The organism is Neobacillus sp. SRL179, assembly GCF_984799095.1.
The window spans coordinates 2,266,150-2,281,996 of the sequence record NZ_OZ481792.1; the positions used below are offsets into that span (position 1 = coordinate 2,266,150).

15 protein-coding genes and 3 pseudogenes are annotated in these 15,847 nt (G+C 36.8%); 12 read left to right on the forward strand and 6 right to left on the reverse strand.

Features of this window, described 5'->3' with window-relative positions:
- Positions 1–182 precede the first annotated feature (182 nt).
- Complete coding sequence (locus AC4E8C_RS11225; protein WP_490212186.1) at positions 183–686, reverse strand: DUF4825 domain-containing protein; 504 nt, start codon at positions 684–686, stop codon at positions 183–185.
- A 540-nt stretch (positions 687–1,226) separates the two neighbouring features.
- On the opposite strand from AC4E8C_RS11225, the gene AC4E8C_RS11230 reads away from it, so the two are divergent.
- A complete protein-coding gene (locus AC4E8C_RS11230; RefSeq protein ID WP_490212187.1) occupies positions 1,227–1,454 on the forward strand; it encodes a hypothetical protein in 228 nt (75 codons plus the stop codon).
- Positions 1,455–1,605: 151 nt separating this feature from the next.
- On the opposite strand, the gene AC4E8C_RS11235 is transcribed toward AC4E8C_RS11230, so the two are convergent.
- Complete coding sequence (locus tag AC4E8C_RS11235) at positions 1,606–3,198, reverse strand: M2 family metallopeptidase (protein WP_490212188.1); 1,593 nt, start codon at positions 3,196–3,198, stop codon at positions 1,606–1,608.
- A 987-nt stretch (positions 3,199–4,185) separates the two neighbouring features.
- Between AC4E8C_RS11235 and AC4E8C_RS11240 the strand changes: the two genes are divergently transcribed.
- From AC4E8C_RS11240 to AC4E8C_RS11260, 5 genes and pseudogenes are all read left to right on the forward strand, one after another.
- The gene (locus tag AC4E8C_RS11240; protein ID WP_490212189.1) at positions 4,186–5,010 is read left to right on the forward strand and encodes an MBL fold metallo-hydrolase; all 825 of its coding nucleotides are present in this window, start codon (positions 4,186–4,188) and stop codon (positions 5,008–5,010) included.
- A gap of 121 nt (positions 5,011–5,131) precedes the next feature.
- The gene (locus AC4E8C_RS11245; RefSeq protein ID WP_490212190.1) at positions 5,132–5,593 is read left to right on the forward strand and encodes a glycine zipper domain-containing protein; all 462 of its coding nucleotides are present in this window, start codon (positions 5,132–5,134) and stop codon (positions 5,591–5,593) included.
- 206 nt (positions 5,594–5,799) lie between these two features.
- Positions 5,800–6,723, forward strand: a complete 924-nt coding sequence (locus AC4E8C_RS11250; RefSeq protein WP_490212191.1) for a DMT family transporter — start codon at positions 5,800–5,802, stop codon at positions 6,721–6,723.
- 265 nt (positions 6,724–6,988) lie between these two features.
- Positions 6,989–7,489 carry an arsinothricin resistance N-acetyltransferase ArsN1 family A gene (locus AC4E8C_RS11255; RefSeq protein WP_490212192.1) on the forward strand — a complete coding sequence of 167 codons (501 nt, stop codon included), beginning with the start codon at positions 6,989–6,991 and terminating at the stop codon, positions 7,487–7,489.
- A gap of 15 nt (positions 7,490–7,504) precedes the next feature.
- Positions 7,505–7,627: pseudogene (locus AC4E8C_RS11260) on the forward strand (helix-turn-helix transcriptional regulator); the annotation flags it as partial.
- 109 nt (positions 7,628–7,736) lie between these two features.
- Here the strand turns inward: AC4E8C_RS11260 and AC4E8C_RS11265 are convergent.
- Positions 7,737–7,982 (reverse strand): annotated as a pseudogene (locus AC4E8C_RS11265) (MmyB family transcriptional regulator); the annotation flags it as partial.
- A gap of 293 nt (positions 7,983–8,275) precedes the next feature.
- Positions 8,276–8,767, reverse strand: coding sequence for an RrF2 family transcriptional regulator (locus tag AC4E8C_RS11270; RefSeq protein ID WP_490212193.1), 492 nt, complete (start codon positions 8,765–8,767; stop codon positions 8,276–8,278).
- A 200-nt stretch (positions 8,768–8,967) separates the two neighbouring features.
- On the opposite strand from AC4E8C_RS11270, the gene AC4E8C_RS11275 reads away from it, so the two are divergent.
- The 3 genes and pseudogenes from AC4E8C_RS11275 (at position 8,968) to AC4E8C_RS11285 (ending at position 11,396) form a co-directional block, all read left to right on the forward strand.
- On the forward strand, positions 8,968–9,621 hold the full coding sequence (locus AC4E8C_RS11275; RefSeq protein WP_490212194.1) for an FMN-dependent NADH-azoreductase: 654 nt from the start codon (positions 8,968–8,970) through the stop codon (positions 9,619–9,621).
- Positions 9,622–9,652: 31 nt separating this feature from the next.
- Positions 9,653–10,096: a carboxymuconolactone decarboxylase family protein gene (locus tag AC4E8C_RS11280; RefSeq protein ID WP_490212195.1), complete on the forward strand. Its 444-nt coding sequence runs from the start codon at positions 9,653–9,655 to the stop codon at positions 10,094–10,096.
- Positions 10,097–10,205: 109 nt separating this feature from the next.
- Positions 10,206–11,396, forward strand: a pseudogene (locus AC4E8C_RS11285) (MFS transporter).
- Positions 11,397–11,531: 135 nt separating this feature from the next.
- Here AC4E8C_RS11285 and AC4E8C_RS11290 read toward each other — a convergent pair.
- Complete coding sequence (locus AC4E8C_RS11290; protein WP_490212196.1) at positions 11,532–12,071, reverse strand: TetR/AcrR family transcriptional regulator; 540 nt, start codon at positions 12,069–12,071, stop codon at positions 11,532–11,534.
- 151 nt (positions 12,072–12,222) lie between these two features.
- On the opposite strand from AC4E8C_RS11290, the gene AC4E8C_RS11295 reads away from it, so the two are divergent.
- From AC4E8C_RS11295 to AC4E8C_RS11305, 3 genes are all read left to right on the forward strand, one after another.
- On the forward strand, positions 12,223–12,963 hold the full coding sequence (locus AC4E8C_RS11295) for an SDR family oxidoreductase (protein WP_490212197.1): 741 nt from the start codon (positions 12,223–12,225) through the stop codon (positions 12,961–12,963).
- 1,270 nt (positions 12,964–14,233) lie between these two features.
- The gene (locus AC4E8C_RS11300; protein ID WP_490212198.1) at positions 14,234–14,365 is read left to right on the forward strand and encodes a hypothetical protein; all 132 of its coding nucleotides are present in this window, start codon (positions 14,234–14,236) and stop codon (positions 14,363–14,365) included.
- A 16-nt stretch (positions 14,366–14,381) separates the two neighbouring features.
- Complete coding sequence (locus AC4E8C_RS11305; protein WP_490212199.1) at positions 14,382–14,930, forward strand: DUF2711 family protein; 549 nt, start codon at positions 14,382–14,384, stop codon at positions 14,928–14,930.
- A gap of 167 nt (positions 14,931–15,097) precedes the next feature.
- Here AC4E8C_RS11305 and AC4E8C_RS11310 read toward each other — a convergent pair whose 3' ends face one another.
- Positions 15,098–15,844 (reverse strand): NADPH-dependent F420 reductase, encoded by a 747-nt coding sequence (locus AC4E8C_RS11310; RefSeq protein WP_490212200.1) that lies wholly within the window; start codon positions 15,842–15,844, stop codon positions 15,098–15,100.
- Positions 15,845–15,847: the final 3 nt, after the last annotated feature.

Genomic DNA, 15,847 nt, shown 5'->3' on the forward strand with positions numbered 1-15,847 from the left:
GGACATTTTATGGATGTTCGTTTTTTCATCGTAATAATTGACTACAAAAAAATATCTGCCATGCAGTGTGATAGGGCTAAATCCTGGGAGGATATAGTATCATCTTTGCTTAATTAATCTGAAAAGAAAAGGAGGGCCAGACCGCCAACGTGCTTACTCTTTAACACACTGGGGGTTTGACCTTATTTTTGAAAGAATTGCTTCACCTTATTCTCATCTTTTAAATAGGCTTGCGCAAATTTACTTAATTCATCTTCACTATCAAATTTTCTTAAATCTTTTCCATACCATTTTTGTAGTTCTTCTCTAGTTACCTTACACTCTTGTTCTACAAAATTAAATTGAACCCAATCTGCATTTTTAACTAACGCAAATATAAAGGTAGCATTATATAAGGCAGTCTCTTCGTAATTTTTTCCTGAATTCTCGGTTGTTTCTACATTTTCATAATTGATGATAATACCATAAGGTTCCTCTTTCGTTTTTAGCTCCAATCCACTTGTGCCTTCACCAGTAGGACGTGGTAACCGCCTCGTAATATTACCAACAGCGCCGTTATCTCCAACATAAGAATCTTTATATTTAAAGAGATCCTCATTCATGTTATTTACGTCACTCGAATTACATCCATTTAAGAAAAGTAATAACAGCATGGAAAAAAAGAAAAATTTTGTTATTTTCTTCACAATAATCCCCCTGGATAAACTTTTCACCATTAGTGGCTAATACAACTTTCCATAATCTGTATTTAAGTATATTTTATCATATTCAATTACAAAAAATTACAAAGTAATTTAATTTAGGTACTTTGTGTCCGATGATGCCTCGACTTCGGACAGGGCAGAGGTAAGTTTTCTAGATTGTGTCCGAAGATGCCCCGGCTTCGGACAGGACAGAGGTAAGTTTTCTAGATTGTGTCCAAAGATGCCCCGGCTTCGGACAGGGCAGAGGTAAGTTTTCTAGATTGTGTCCGAAGATGCCTCAACTTTGGACAGGGCAGAGGTGAGTTTTCTAGATTGTGTCCGAAGATGCCTCAACTTTGGACAGGTCAGAGGTGAGTTTTCTAGATTGTGTCCGAAGATGCCTCGGCTTCGGACAGAACAGAGGTAAGTTTGCTAGACTGTGTCCGAAGATGCCTCGACTTCGGACAGAGCAGAGGTAAGTTTGCTAGACTGTGTCCGAAGATGCTTTGACTTTGGACAGGGCAGAAGTGGGATTGCTATATTGTGTCCGAAGATGCCTCGACTCCGGACAACATCCCAATAATTGTCTCAACTGTATTAGAAGAGGAGAAAGAAAAAGGATTGTCTCTCGGCGCAGAAGACTTCCTCATAAAACCAAATAAACCCAGCCAGTTATCAAAAATCGACCATGGAAACCTTGCTGAAGGTGGGAAAAGTAGGGCAAATACTTATACCGGAAGAATAAAGAAAGCCTGTATCTATTTAATATAGGAAACAGGCTTTATAAATTACATAGTTTTAAAAAACCCGTTATAATCCAAAAATCAGTACTATGACAATTGGCCCTCCTAGTTTAGTTGATAGTGACCGAATTCGTGATAAAGCTTAGACCATATAGTCCCAGCTATCCTTTTTTCACAAATTAACTTTTTACCTGAGTTTTGCAATAAGCCTCAACAAAGTGTGCAGGGTTTAATTTTTCACCCGTTATACGGCTAATTTTTTCATTCCAGTTATAAAGTGCAGCTGGTTTGAAGAATTGATTGATTAGCATTTCACCCGTTTCTTTTGTGAAAAATTCAGGAGAAATCTTATTTTCAATATGACCAAGAAGCTGTGCTGCCATTAATTCTCCAAGGAGATAATTTTGGTAGTAAACTGGTGCGAGTGTAAAATGAATCTTTGCTGCCCAATCGGGTTGATCAGTTGAATCTGGAGGGGTGACTAGCTGAACTTCATTTACCGTTTTCCACCATAAAGCGTTTAAATCTTGATCAGGATTTTCGTACAGTTCTTTTTCAAAAAAGACAAAGGTAATAATCCATCTTGCTTCAATAAGCATTTGTAACTGTTGGTACTTTCCTAATTCGGGAGCAAGCGCATTTACGGTTGCTTCATCCACTTGTAAGAAGCGCTTTAACCAACGAGGGTCTTTGCCCATTCTTCCAAAAAGCATCGCGATTGATTCGGTTGTTAAGGTGTGACTTGGTGTGCGTAATCCGAATGGAAGGCCAGAGTCTACATATTTGAAATAAGCCGCGTGGCCAAACTCATGCAGGAGCGTTTCCATCCAATACGCATCCTCCGTTAAATTACAAAGGACACGAACGTCACCTTCGCGGTCAATATCTGTACAAAAGGCTGTTGGGTTTTTCTTTTCTCTAGGGAACAAATCACTTTTTGCATACAGGTCATCAATTTCAATTCCCATTGAGTTAAACGTATCTGTTGTGAGTTGGACAATATCCTTCCCTTTGTAAAAAGGGTCTAGATTGGTTGAATCAGATGGTGGTGCTTCTTGGAAAAAAGGATCGACATAATGCCAAGGGCGTATATCCTCTGGATTAATCCCAAATTTGGTTGCTAAACGGTCATCTAGTTCTTTCTTCATCGAGCGGTAGGCTTCATCTGATTGAGCAATAAGTTCATTGAAAATAGCAAATACCTCGTCACGGTCAAGTTCTTGAAGAGCAAAGCCCATTTCATGATGGTTATCATAGCCAAGTAGTTGTGCAGCTTCATTGCGCTTCTTCACAAGCTCAAGCAGGTCTTTTTCAACAACTTTACCAACTTCCTTACTTGCAAACCATACTTTTTTGCGTAATTCTTGGTCATCACTATTAACCAAAATCTCTCGAATATCATTGGCAGAATACTTCTTGCCATCCACAACAGGAGCATATGTGTTAAATATTAAATTTAGTTCAGAAGAGCGTTTTGATAAATCAGCAATCACTTCTTCAGGGAGCTGGTTACCTTCCATTTCGCTTAGTAGAAGTTGAAGCTGACGTTTTTCGATTTCCGTTACGTTTTCCGTTGCTAGAAATTGTTTTGTTTTCTCATATGTATCTTTTGAAGAGAATAAAAGGTTATATCGAGTTTCAGCTTCACTTAATTTAGCAGCCCACTCAGGGTCTCCAGTTGTTTGGGCCATCCAGCTTGCTTCAGCCCCAGCTTTATTTAAAACTTGCATTTGGTCATTGAAATCTTTTAAAAATGTTTGTAAAGTTTCCATAGTATCACAACCTATCTATAATTAATTATCACAATAGTAACATTATTAAGTATTCGTTAATGATATTCTTAAACCTTTAAAAGCTTATAAAATATTTAAAAAGTAAGGGAGACCCTTCCTTAAATAGTGGCATCTTAAATATCGTTTTAACATCGGACAAGGAAGAGCTAAAAAGGCAAGATTGTGTCGGAAGTTAAGCAAACATCAGACAAGGCAAAGCCAAAAGAGCGAGGTTGTGTCCGAAGTCGAACCAACTTCAGACAAGGAAGAGTCAAAAGAGCGAGGTTGTGTCCGAAGTCGAACCAACTTCAGACAAGGAAGAGTCAAAAGAGCGAGGTTGTGTCCGAAGTCGAACCAGCTTCAGACAAGGAAGAGCCAAAAGAGCGAGGTTGTGTCCGAAGTCGAAACAACTTCAGACAAGGAAGAGCCAAAAGAGCAAGGTTGTGTCCGAAGTCGAACCAGCTTCGGACAAAGGAGGAGCCAAAAGAGCAAGGTTGTGTCCAAAGCCGAACCAACTTCAGACAAGGAAGAGTCAAAAGAGCAAGGAAGTGTCCGAAGTCGAACCAACTTCAGACAAGGAAGAGTCCAAAGAGCAAGGTCGTGTCCGAAGTCGAACCAACTTCAGACAAGGAAGAGCCAAAAGAGCAAGGTTGTGTCCGAAGTCGAACCAGCTTCAGACAAGGAAGAGTCAAAAAAGCGAGGTTGTGTCCGAAGTCGAACCAGCTTCGGACAAGGAAGAGCCAAAAGAGCAAGGTTGTGTCCGAAGTCGAACCAGCTTCGGACAAGGAAGAGTCAAAAGAGCGAGGGTGTGTCCGAAGTCGAACCAACTTCAGACACGTGCAAGCCAAAAAAGAAAAACCTTGTCATTAATGCAGTGGGGGTCTGACTCGTTTTGCAAATTTTGCATTTATTGCAACTAATAGTTGAGTGAATATTCATTCATTTTGTGTTACGATAAAAAATAATAAAGTCTTAGGGGGAGGAGTCATGTTGTTAAAAAAGGGTTTTTCCAAAAAGATCATTAATGGGGTCATGATGGGCAATGGGACCGTATCGTTACAAGGGGTAAAATTGAATGTTCACAGCTTTTTTATAGATGGAGTTTTGGTTGATACTGGTGCAAAGTCATTAGAAAAATTTTTTAAACCTTTTTTTCAGCAGCTTTCTTTTGATCAAGTGGTGATCACCCACCATCATGAAGATCATACAGGATGTGCATCGTTTTTACAGGAGGAGCTTCATGTACCACTATTCATGAATGATAGGTTGATAGATTATTGCATGAAAAGGGCAGATTATCCACTATACCGCCAATTATTTTGGGGCAAGCGAAGATCATTTCGGGCAGAAGCCATTGGCGAAACATTTCAATCACCAAATGCGACATGGAGGGCCATCGAAACTCCCGGGCATGCTATCGATCATCTCGCGTATTTAAATGAAGAAACTGGGCAGCTTTTTACTGGGGACCTGTACTGTCAAGAAAGGACCAAGGTTGTTCTCCGTGAGGAAAGTATCCCCGTCATTATACAATCATTAAGAAAAGTCTTAACCTATGATTTTGAAGATGTCTTTTGCAGTCACGCAGGTTATTTGAACAATGGACGTATAGCCTTACAAAGGAAGCTGGAGTATTTGTTGGATCTGCAAGGGACTATTATTAAGCTATTTAATGAAGGAAAGACCCCTGAGGAGATTAAACTTGAATTGTTTCCGAAAAAGTATCCCATTATGATGTTTTCTTCTGGAGAATGGGACTCCCTTCACATTGTTCATTCCGTTATCAAACAGCTGGACAAAACCATAATTTGAAAAAAATAATGAAAAGTACAACTTGAGGCAAGATTGTTATAAGTAATAGGGTGGTTGTATTTTTCATATATATAAAGAAAGAAATAATCATAAAAATGTTTTCTTAAAAGGAGGAACCTTTTTGGATAAACAAGTCGATGAGATAAAAGCAATTCTAAATAGGCTTAGGACTACTATTAATAAAAACCTTTTAAAAGAGATTAATTTTAATAAATGTGAGCGAGTAATTGAAAAGCTAGATTTCTTTTCAGCAAGCTGTGGGGAATGTCAGCAATTTCAGCTAGATTTAAAGAGCCATTTCAATCGATTAGAAGTAAATATGGAGCGAATCGGCGATACTGAAATGAAACAACATAAGCGATTAATCAATAATACCGTTACTCACCTTCAGAAGAAACATAAATTGGTGTCAGAGGGATATTATCTTAGTATTTTTATGTCCATAGGGCTCAGCTTAGGTCTTGCGTTTGGATTGACTATATTTGATAATTTTGGCTTAGGACTACCGATTGGTTTAAGTATGGGCATCGCAATCGGAGCCGGTATGGATGCAGATGCAAAGAAAAAGGGGAAGACAATATAATACTAGGATAACTTCTTTTTGAATAACTCAAGCGTTGAACACACAATATGGTTTTTTGATGTAGAAATCCTGCTTACTCAATTGTAAAGAAACAATTAGAAAATTTTACTGTACGAATTAAAAAAATAACTCAAAGTACCCATAGGGACGGTTCTCATGGCGAATAGGTAGTTATCTAGGAATCCCTTGGTCTAGAAGGAGCTAACATGGTGTCAAATCTGTATTATTATGTAGGCTTGATTTTTGTAGCGGTTGTGTGGGGAATCAATTTTGGGATTTCTCGTTGGGCAATGGAAGTTTTTCCCGCAGAGGTGTTTGTATTTCTTAGATTTGGACTGGCATTGCCTGTATTGTTTCTCCTGTTAAAGTGGACAGAAGGCAGTGTAAAAGTAGAGAAAATTGATTTGATGAAATTAGTTATTATTGGATTAATTGGCATCACGGGATTAGAAATGATGGTGATGTATTCGATCAAGTATACGACACTTGCAAATGCATCTTTATTAAATGTTGCACCGTGGCCCATTTTTGCCGCTCTCTTTGCACCGTTATTTATTCGTGAAAAAATAACAGGCCGTGTAGCAACGGGAGGATTAATAGCTTTAGCGGGAGTAACGATGATCATCCTTGGCGGAAAGGATGGCTTTGATCTCAGTTCTGAGTATATGAAAGGAAACTTCATTGCACTAATCATTAGTTTAATCGGTGCTTTATTTAACTTGGCCACCATGCCGCTGATGGAAAAATATTCGCCTCTTCGCGTGACCACATGGTTTACTTTTTTCGGTTCACTCTTTTTATTACCGTTTACATTCGATAAATGGGGCATGATTCAGTGGGGAAATCTCACGATCGCCACATGGGGAGCAGTGGCTTACAATGTGCTGATGTGCACAGTCATTGCCATCGTCGTTTGGAATATATCGATGAAACAAGTGGGTGCAGCGAAAGCGAATTTCTTCCGTTATTTCGTACCAGCGGCCGCTACAGTCGCAGGAGCATTTTTCTTTAATGAACCGATTTGGGCAGCACAAATCGTTGGTGGTGTTGTCATTATTTTTGGTTTAGTTTGGATAGGAACGGAGAGAAAAGCACCACCAGCGATCAAGTTCTCTTACGGAAAAAGATAGCAAAAAAACACATAGGGAAACGCACTTGAATTAACAGCATAATCCACAGTGCATTTTTTATTGATCTTTCAACATTTTGGTAAATGTCAAAAGCTCATTATGTCCTAATTCACATAGTAAATCACAGTATAAAAATAATCATTGGAGGTTGTGTCAATTCTCTGCAATTTAGTGAGTGATAACGAAGCAGGATAGCTTAACAAGGATTCTGGGATAATTTAGAGAATATTTTATGATAATCGTTTGTGTATGGGGAGGTTTTACCATGGAATCCGGCAACACTATTCGTGAAGCATCAGAAGTCGATATCATGTCTATTCTAAAAATCTACAATCAGGGGATAGAAGATAGAATCGCTACACTTGAGGAAGAAACAAAGGATTACTTCTATATGAAAGAATGGTTTGATAGGCATCAGGGGCGATATAGGGTTCTAGTGGCGGAACAAGATGGCAAGGTGTCAGGATGGGCATCTTTAAATCCATACAGTAATCGCTCTGCGTATGACGGTGTAGCAGACCTTTCCATTTACATTTCAAGGGATTATAGAGGGAAAGGTTTGGGGAAGCATCTGCTCGCTGAAATTGAATCCATTGCTGCGGCGAACGGCTTTCATAAAATTGTCCTTTTTACCTTCCCCTTTAATCGTTTAGGACAAGGACTATACCGGAAAAGGGGATATCGCGAAGTAGGAGTATTTCAAAACCAGGGGAAGCTAGACGGCAAATTTGTGGATGTCATGGTGATGGAAAAATTATTGGGATAACCGTCTTAGGGCGGTTTTAACCTATCCTCTTTACAGGTTCAGGGAAACACGGATTTACGGTGCAGTGTTTATACTCCTGTTGAAAATACCAATACAGAATCTAAGTTAAAAAGACTTATGGGTAACGGGTTAGAATAGTTATATTTGAGGTTTACTTATATAAATTCCCTAACTGGTTAAGGTTTTGATTTTCATATTTCCTAAATTTTGTAATCGGAATATGAAAGTGTATTATTAAAAATGCTGTTAACATTTTTCCTGCTTTTGCGTGACGAAACTCAATTAATACTTCTGGAGCCGAGCTAACTTCACATTCATTCCATATTTCATGAAACTCTGGATACACTTGTTCTATCTTTTTAATAAAAGAAGAGTACCATTTATCAGCTACATATTGTCCGTAGTAGGTACGGAAAATCGCTAAAAATCCTTTAACAAAATGCTCCCAATTTACCGCCAAACTTTTAAACTCTTTTCTAGAAAAGAGCAAATCGAACGGCTATAAAGGCCTAACTGTTCTACATTTTAAAAAAACACACTCATTTGAACTGCACCCCAATTGTTGGACACTTTCTAACAATGAGGGTGTATTTTTTATGGTTAAATTTAGTCCAGCGGATAAATTAGCTGCAGTACAGCGCTACTTAGAAGGTAATGAACTCTTTCGTACAATCGGGGCATCCATTGGCGCGGCATTTTCTATGGTTAATACATGGGTCAAACAATTTAGTAGCGTTACAAGCAGAAGTAGAGCACTTGCGCATAGATTCATAGATGAGGTTTGTTTTATGTGTCGCTCTTCGAAAAAAATTTCCGCGTATCTTCACGTATTTGTTTAGATAAGACACTACCAAGTTCTTCATGTAACCATGCAAGGGATTTACTACGTAAGTCATCACGCATTTTTTCTTCGGCGGAGAGCATAACTAAATTAATGGTGCAAAAGGAGGGAGCCGAACAACAATTCTCTCTATACAAATAACCATTATCCTTAATATTTTTACATTGAAAAATAGGCTTACGACCTTCAATCGCTTCAACTACATCCCAAAAGGAAATATCCTCCGGAGATTTAGATAATCTATATCCACCTTTTACCCCAGGAACAGAACTTACAATTCCAGCCTTAGATAATTTGCTGAAAACTTTTGAAAGAAATGTCTCAGGAAGTCCTTGGAATTCTGCCAAATCCTTTATCCCAATACTATCGTTGGAAGGAGCATCAATTAAATAAACCAGACAATGTAAAGCATATTCAACTCCGACACTATACTGCATATAAGTCACCTGCTTTTAAGGGTTATCAATTTGTATCATAGGAGTATTTAGAGTGTAAGTCAAATAAAAGAAATGTCTTTTTGGGTAAAACAAATTCATTTGACAAAAATGGTTATAGCGCATATTATAGACAATGTTAATCGGCGATTAAATGACTCTATAATTAAAAGTTTAATTCATTTTAAAGAGGAGATTAAAAAATGAACAAAACACTTATTATTAACGCACATCCAAAAGTAGGTGATATTTCTTCAGTAAGCTTGCAGGTTTTTAACCACTTTTTGAACGCTTATAAAGAATTAATTCCTGACAGCGACGTAATTGAACAGATTAATTTATATAGTGATGAGGTGCCTATGATAGATAAAACAGTTTTAACGGCGTGGGAAAAACAACAAAAAAAACAGGAGTTAACTAACCTAGAACAACAAGTAACGGAGCGCATGTCCGAGATCTTACAACAATTTAAAAGTGCAAATACGTACGTCATCGTTTTACCCTTGCATAATTTTAATATTCCATCAAAGTTAAAAGATTATATGGACAATATCATGATTGCACGTGAAACTTTTAAATACACTGAAAATGGCTCAGTTGGTCTGCTTAAAGACGGGCGCAGAATACTTATCATACAAGCAAGTGGAGCAATGTATACCAATAATGATTGGTATACAGAAGTTGATTACTCTAACAAATATTTGAAGTCGATGTTTAACTTTCTTGGTATTGAAAATTATCAAATCATTCGGGCACAAGGAACTGCATTACTAGAACAAAATGAAGTATTGCAAAAAGCATATAAAGAAGCTGAAGAAGCTGCTTCAAAATTAGCATTTGAATTAACACTATCTTAAATAAGAAAAGAAATATAAGGAGGAAATTAAAATGGAACAACGAGTTGATTATTACAATGTAGCACCAGAAGCAATGAAAATCATGATGGAGATGGAGAAGTATACGAAAACAACAGGTATTGACCGTAATCTTCGTGAACTTATCAAAATTCGAGCTTCTCAAATAAATGGCTGTGCATTTTGTCTTAACATGCATTCAGAGGATGCTAGAAAAATGGGAGAATCGGAAAAAAGAATTTATTGTATTAGTGCCTGGAGAGAGTGCACATTTTACGCAGATGCAGAAAAGGTAGCTCTTGAATTGACAGAATATGTGACCTTAATCCCGACAAAACGTGTGCCAGATGAGCTTTATCAAAGAGTCCGTGAACATTATAACGAAAGACAATATGTTGACCTTATACTAATAATCAATCAAATAAACAATTGGAATAGACTCTCTATTTCAATGGGTAATATAGCAACTAAAAAATAAATTACCTTTGATTATTCCAAATAAAGTTGTAAAGGTTTGATAATTTATGAAGGTTTAGTTAGGAAAGTAGAAGCGGCGCTAAGAAGTTTGTTAATTAGGAGGACTAAAAATGACCAAACCAAATTTATGGACAAAAAATTTCATTAGTAGCGCAATCGCAAATTTTCTTACCTTTACAACTTTTTACTATCTATTAGTTTCCTTACCGGTATATGCTTTGAAGGAATTAAATAGTAATGAGTCTGAAGTTGGACTCATCGTTACATTTTTTTTAATTGCAGCTATCATTACTCGCCCATTCGCGGGAAAATGGATCGAAAGGATTGGAAAATATCCTGTCTTTTTAACAGCCTTCACAATAGTATTTGCTTCATCATTTCTTTATTTTATAGCTAAATCGATTACAATACTTCTTATTATTCGAATTCTCCATGGAATAGGATTTGGAATGGCAACTACAGCTACTGGGGCCATCGTTGCAGACCTTATCCCTGAATCACGTAAAGGGGAAGGGATGGGCTATTATGGTTTAACACTCAATCTTGGTATGGTAGTTGGTCCTTTTTTAGGGTTAATCATTTATCATCTTGGAGGAACGCATCTATTGTTCTTCATTAATGCGTTGTAGACCCTATTTGCTCTGATTGCAGGTACTTTCGTTCGGATTCCTAAAAGGACAGGAACACGGGAGTTCAAAAAATTAGAATCGAATAAAGGAATTAGAACGCTATTTGAGGGTTCTGCTATCCCCGTCTCTTTAGTTTCTGGATTTTTTGGTCTTGCATATGCTGGGATTATTACCTTTATGTCCGTATATGTAAAGGAGATTGGTTTAACTGAAGCGGCTAGTTATTTCTTTGTAGTGTATGCTATTATCCTTTTAATTTCGAGACCTTTTACAGGTAAATGGTTTGATCGTTATGGAGCAAATAAAATTATCTACCCAGCCATTTTACTTTTTGCCATTGGAACCTACTTACTTAGTGTTTCAACTTCCTTACTTTTATTTCTTCTTTCGGCAGCCCTTATTGGGTTAGGTTGGGGAACCATCTTTCCAAGTCTCCAAACCATCGTCATTCAAATTGCACCAACTGAAAAAAGGGCATTGGCTACGGCTACTTACCTATCAACATTTGATTTTGGATTTGGAATTGGTTCCTTTATATTCGGTCTCGTAACAGAAAAAGTGGGCTATAGTCCCTTATATTTTTATAGCACCTTCTTCATTCTAGCGGGAATAGGAGTTTATTATATCCTTCATGGGAAGTCTTATCGCACTAGAAAACATGGTGAAGTTTAGTAACGAGAGAATAAAGACAAGAAACAATAAGCATCCAAATGAACCGGATTTGGATGCGTTTTTTCATGCATATAAAGAGTACTAAAAAAACAAAAAACCATCTCAGAAGAGATAGCTTTATTCGGTAACTATTGCTTATAGCAGCTTGTTAGAAACTAACCTCCATACATCTTCAAACATTTCTTCATAAGACTCATTATCCCAACGGTCTGCAAAATAAGGATTGTGAAAATATACAAATGCCGTAATAATAGCAGGACCCAATTGTTTTAATCCACTAATAGACTCGGCTTTTTGCGCTAATTGTTTTAAGTGTTCTACAACAAGAATTTGCGTACGCTCTAAATAATCAGTATATAACAGAAACATACGTCTATCATCATGATAAAGCTTCTTCTTGGTAGTAGCCAGAAGCCAAAGCCAATCATGAAGTGCATCCGTGTTACTTAAACCTTTTGGTGATTCCCACTCTAATAATTCCTTAGAAGTAGTTTCTAACCACCTGAGTGCAAGTTGTTGCAACAGGTCTTCTTTGTTTTTGTAATGTTTATAAAATGCTGCATGAGTAACTCCCAGTTCCTTTGCGATATCAGAAAGGGTGGTTTTTTGTACTCCTTTTTTCATTATGATTTCTTCTGTAACCGAGAAAATCTTCTCTTTATTAAGTATTGCCATTTTGTACCCCCCTAGATTCTAATTGTATTATACCTTATAACTCCCTGGTTACAAAATCTTGACTTTGTAACTAGATGATATATAATGATGCTGTAAAAGTTACAAAATCAAAAAAATGTAACTTAAATATTTAATAATAAGGAGAGATATCATGTTAAAAAATACTTGTTCTCGGGTTGCACTTGTAATAGGGGGGTCTGGTGGCATTGGACGTGCCATAGTAAATAAATTAGCCGATAATGGATTTGCAGTTGCTGTACACTATTCAGGAAATAAGCTAAATTCAGATACTATAGTTAACGAGATTTTAAAGAACGGTGGAAAAGCAATAAGTGTAGGTGGAGATGTTGCGGATGAAAAATCTATGAAAGAAGTTTTCGATTTGGTTGAAGATAAACTGGGCCGTATTGATGTCGTTATTAATACAGCAGGAATCATGATACTTAGCTCTATTGCAGAGATGAACTTAGCTGATTTGGATCAATTGTACCGCACAAATATACGGGGAACTTTCGTAATATCCCAACAAGCGGCGCAACGTGTTTCTCAAGGTGGTGCTATTATCAACTTTTCTACTTCTGTGACCCGCACGCAATTACCAACATATGCTCCATACGTAGCAAGTAAAGCAGCAGTTGAATCAATGACAATGATATTGGCTCGCGAATTACGTGGGAAAGATATCACAGTTAATACGGTTGCACCTGGCCCAACAGCAACACCTTTATTTTTAGATGGAAAAGATCAACAAACAATCGATAATTTTGCTAAAGCAACGCCACTTGAACGACTAGGAACACCTGAAGATATTGCCGACACAGTTTTATATTTAGCGACAACAGGACGTTGGATTAATGGTCAAGTGATATTCTCAAATGGAGGCCTTGCATAAAAAAATTAGGAGGAATGGATATGCGTAATTATGAAAAGGTTGTTGTGATAACAGGAGCCTTCAAGTGGGTTTGGTGCTTTAACAGCTCGGACATTTTCAAGGGATGAGCATATTGTCTATGCCGGTATGCGTGAAACAGAAGGCCGTAATGCTTTTAGAGTAAAAGAGGTTAACGATTATGCGTCTGTTCATATGGTAAATATTAAAGCGAAAGAAATGGATGTTGGTCACAGAACTGTTGACTCAGCAAGCAGTCAGAGAATATTAGCGGAACAGAGGCGTATTTACAAGTGGAACGAACCATTTCCTTAACGCCGGTCATCCAAAGAATAAAGATGTTCAAGAGGAATACAAGACTTAGTACATTGGTTTAATAGAACAAATAAGCAAAAAACTCGCTGCAATTGCTCCCGAATACGCTGATGTCTCTAGTTTCAGATGAAATTGCACGTATCCAAACCAGTGCTGGTAACATAGAAGTATTAGGTGTTAACAATTCTAAATGGATAGAAGATGAGGGAGTTATTTTTTATTCAAATTATGCAGAAACCAAAGTGGAATTTAATCAATAAAGAATCCATTAGAAATAATCGAATATCATTAAAACCTTTTTGAATAAACGATTACATTAATTTCACCAACAAATGGGCTGTTTCGGCAGTCCTTTTTCAATACTGTTATTAAACTAACGAAGCAGGATAGTTAAACAAAATAAAGGAAATTAAATGGGAAATGACGAATAGTATTGTAAAAATGCTGAACGCTGCAATGTTAATAAATAACATTCTCAGAGTAGTTTAGTATTTAGGGGGAAAGATTAGATATTATGAAGGAATTTTATTGGCAATCGATTATTTTGATATTGATAGGCTTATTCGAGTGGTTCGTATCTAGTAGACTTGATAAAGATAAAAGAAATCGATTTCACCTATGGGTAGCTGGAATCACTTTTACTGGTTTATTAATTTACATATTCATTAGGTAATTCTAGTAATAAACAAAAAGGCACGCATATTTATTCAATTATTCAAGTTTGTGTATGAATTCACTTCAACTAAAGGGTCGATACTTCAAGAAGAAGATCGATTTTTTTCTTTTTCCATAAGAAAGATTGTGAAACGTTGTTCTTAAACTATTGGAGCAGGTTAGTGAAAGAAGGAAATATCAGTAATTAGGTAGAACTTATTAGTAAATAATCACTATTCGTGGTGCTTACCCCTATTTGAAATAACTGATATTTTTTATTACAAAGTAAGGGAAGGTATTTTTAATGAAAGAATTATTAATCCAAATAGCAGCTATCATCGTGGCAGCTGTATCTGGTGGTATTGCTCTGTTTCAATTCTTACTCTTTTTTGGGTTGCCATTAGCGGAATATAGCTTTAGGATGGACAGACAGTAATAAAAATAATTCTGACGTGAAGTATCCAACTGAAGAGGAAATATTAAATGAAGGTACCTCGATTTTATGGAAAATTGTAATGAAAGTAAGTGGTTTAACTTCATTTGAAGAATTGGAATTAGCACTCAAGACATCAATTTATGCTTTAAATAAAAAGTTTCAACGGTCTGATTTAGCGGATAAATTGAATAATAATCTTAACAGAGACCTATATTACCCAACCGAAGATAAGACTTCTATTTTTTTGATCAATGACTTACTGGATGTGTTAGGTTCAAAAGGTGCTGACAAAATACATTTTTCGGAGCCCATCTTAGATAGTAGCGGAATCTTGAAAATAAAAGATGTTGCTGCACTAGATATATGCGGACTATCGCCAGTTGAACTAATCATCACAGACGAAAATATGGATTACGCTTTTATGAGTGTTTATGATTCCTTCTTCACTTTGTTCCTTTCTAAAGAAGAGAATATTAAAGAGGTTGTTCAGAAGATGAATTGGGAAGCCATTGTCTGTGAGGATAATACATTTATAAATAGGTATCTAAAAGGCAAAGACATTTAGAACTAGGCACTTTGTGAACAATTACACTTAAACTAAAGGGGGCGATTCTTCAATAAAAAAGGATCGCCTTTTTCCTTTTTGAAGTAACGGGCAGTTTAGTTGAATAAGGAAGGATTGATATATATAACATAAAAAAGGTGCGATCTAACTGATTGCACCTTTTGATTTTATGAATTGTATATTTCTCTGTTTAAATTCACAATATCCTTATGTGAAAAATCAATATTATTATTTTCCGCAAAAATCTGTGCAAACCGTTCCATCACCTTGTCCCGTAGTAATGGTGCTTTTACTTTATTTGCCTTTTTCAACGCTTTCGTTAGTTCATCTTTTGTAAGCTCTGTGCAGTAAGCAGGAGTTCCTGGCTGTTGCCTCCAAGAGTCACTTAAGAAACCACTATCTACTGCGTCGAATCCTAGATCGTTTACTACGTTAATGACTACTTGCTTTTGTGATGGATCATTACCAGCAACTGCCATAGCAATCCGTCCACTAGAATCCTCGTATTTTCCTTCATGTTCTAAAGTGTAGGCTAATAGGTTGTTGAAAGCTTTTATGATAGGTCTGCCTAATTGATTTGAAACCCAAACACTTTCAACCATCCCATTCTCTATTTCTTCAATTTTACCGTCTCTAAAAGGATAATAATTTGAAGTGTCTACAATGATTACTTCCTCCCCGACTTGATCGATAATGTTCCTAATGCTAGACAGTGCCTTCATAGGGATAGATATTATGAGAACTTCAATATTTTTAATTGCATCCTCTACAAGCACAGGTGTTCCAGCAAGCTCTTTCCCTTCTAAACGTTCAATTCCTCGTGCATCTGCAATTTTAACATCATGTCCATTCTTAACTAATTTTTTAGAAATAATTGACCCAATTGGTCCTGCACCTATAATTCCAAATCTCATTAT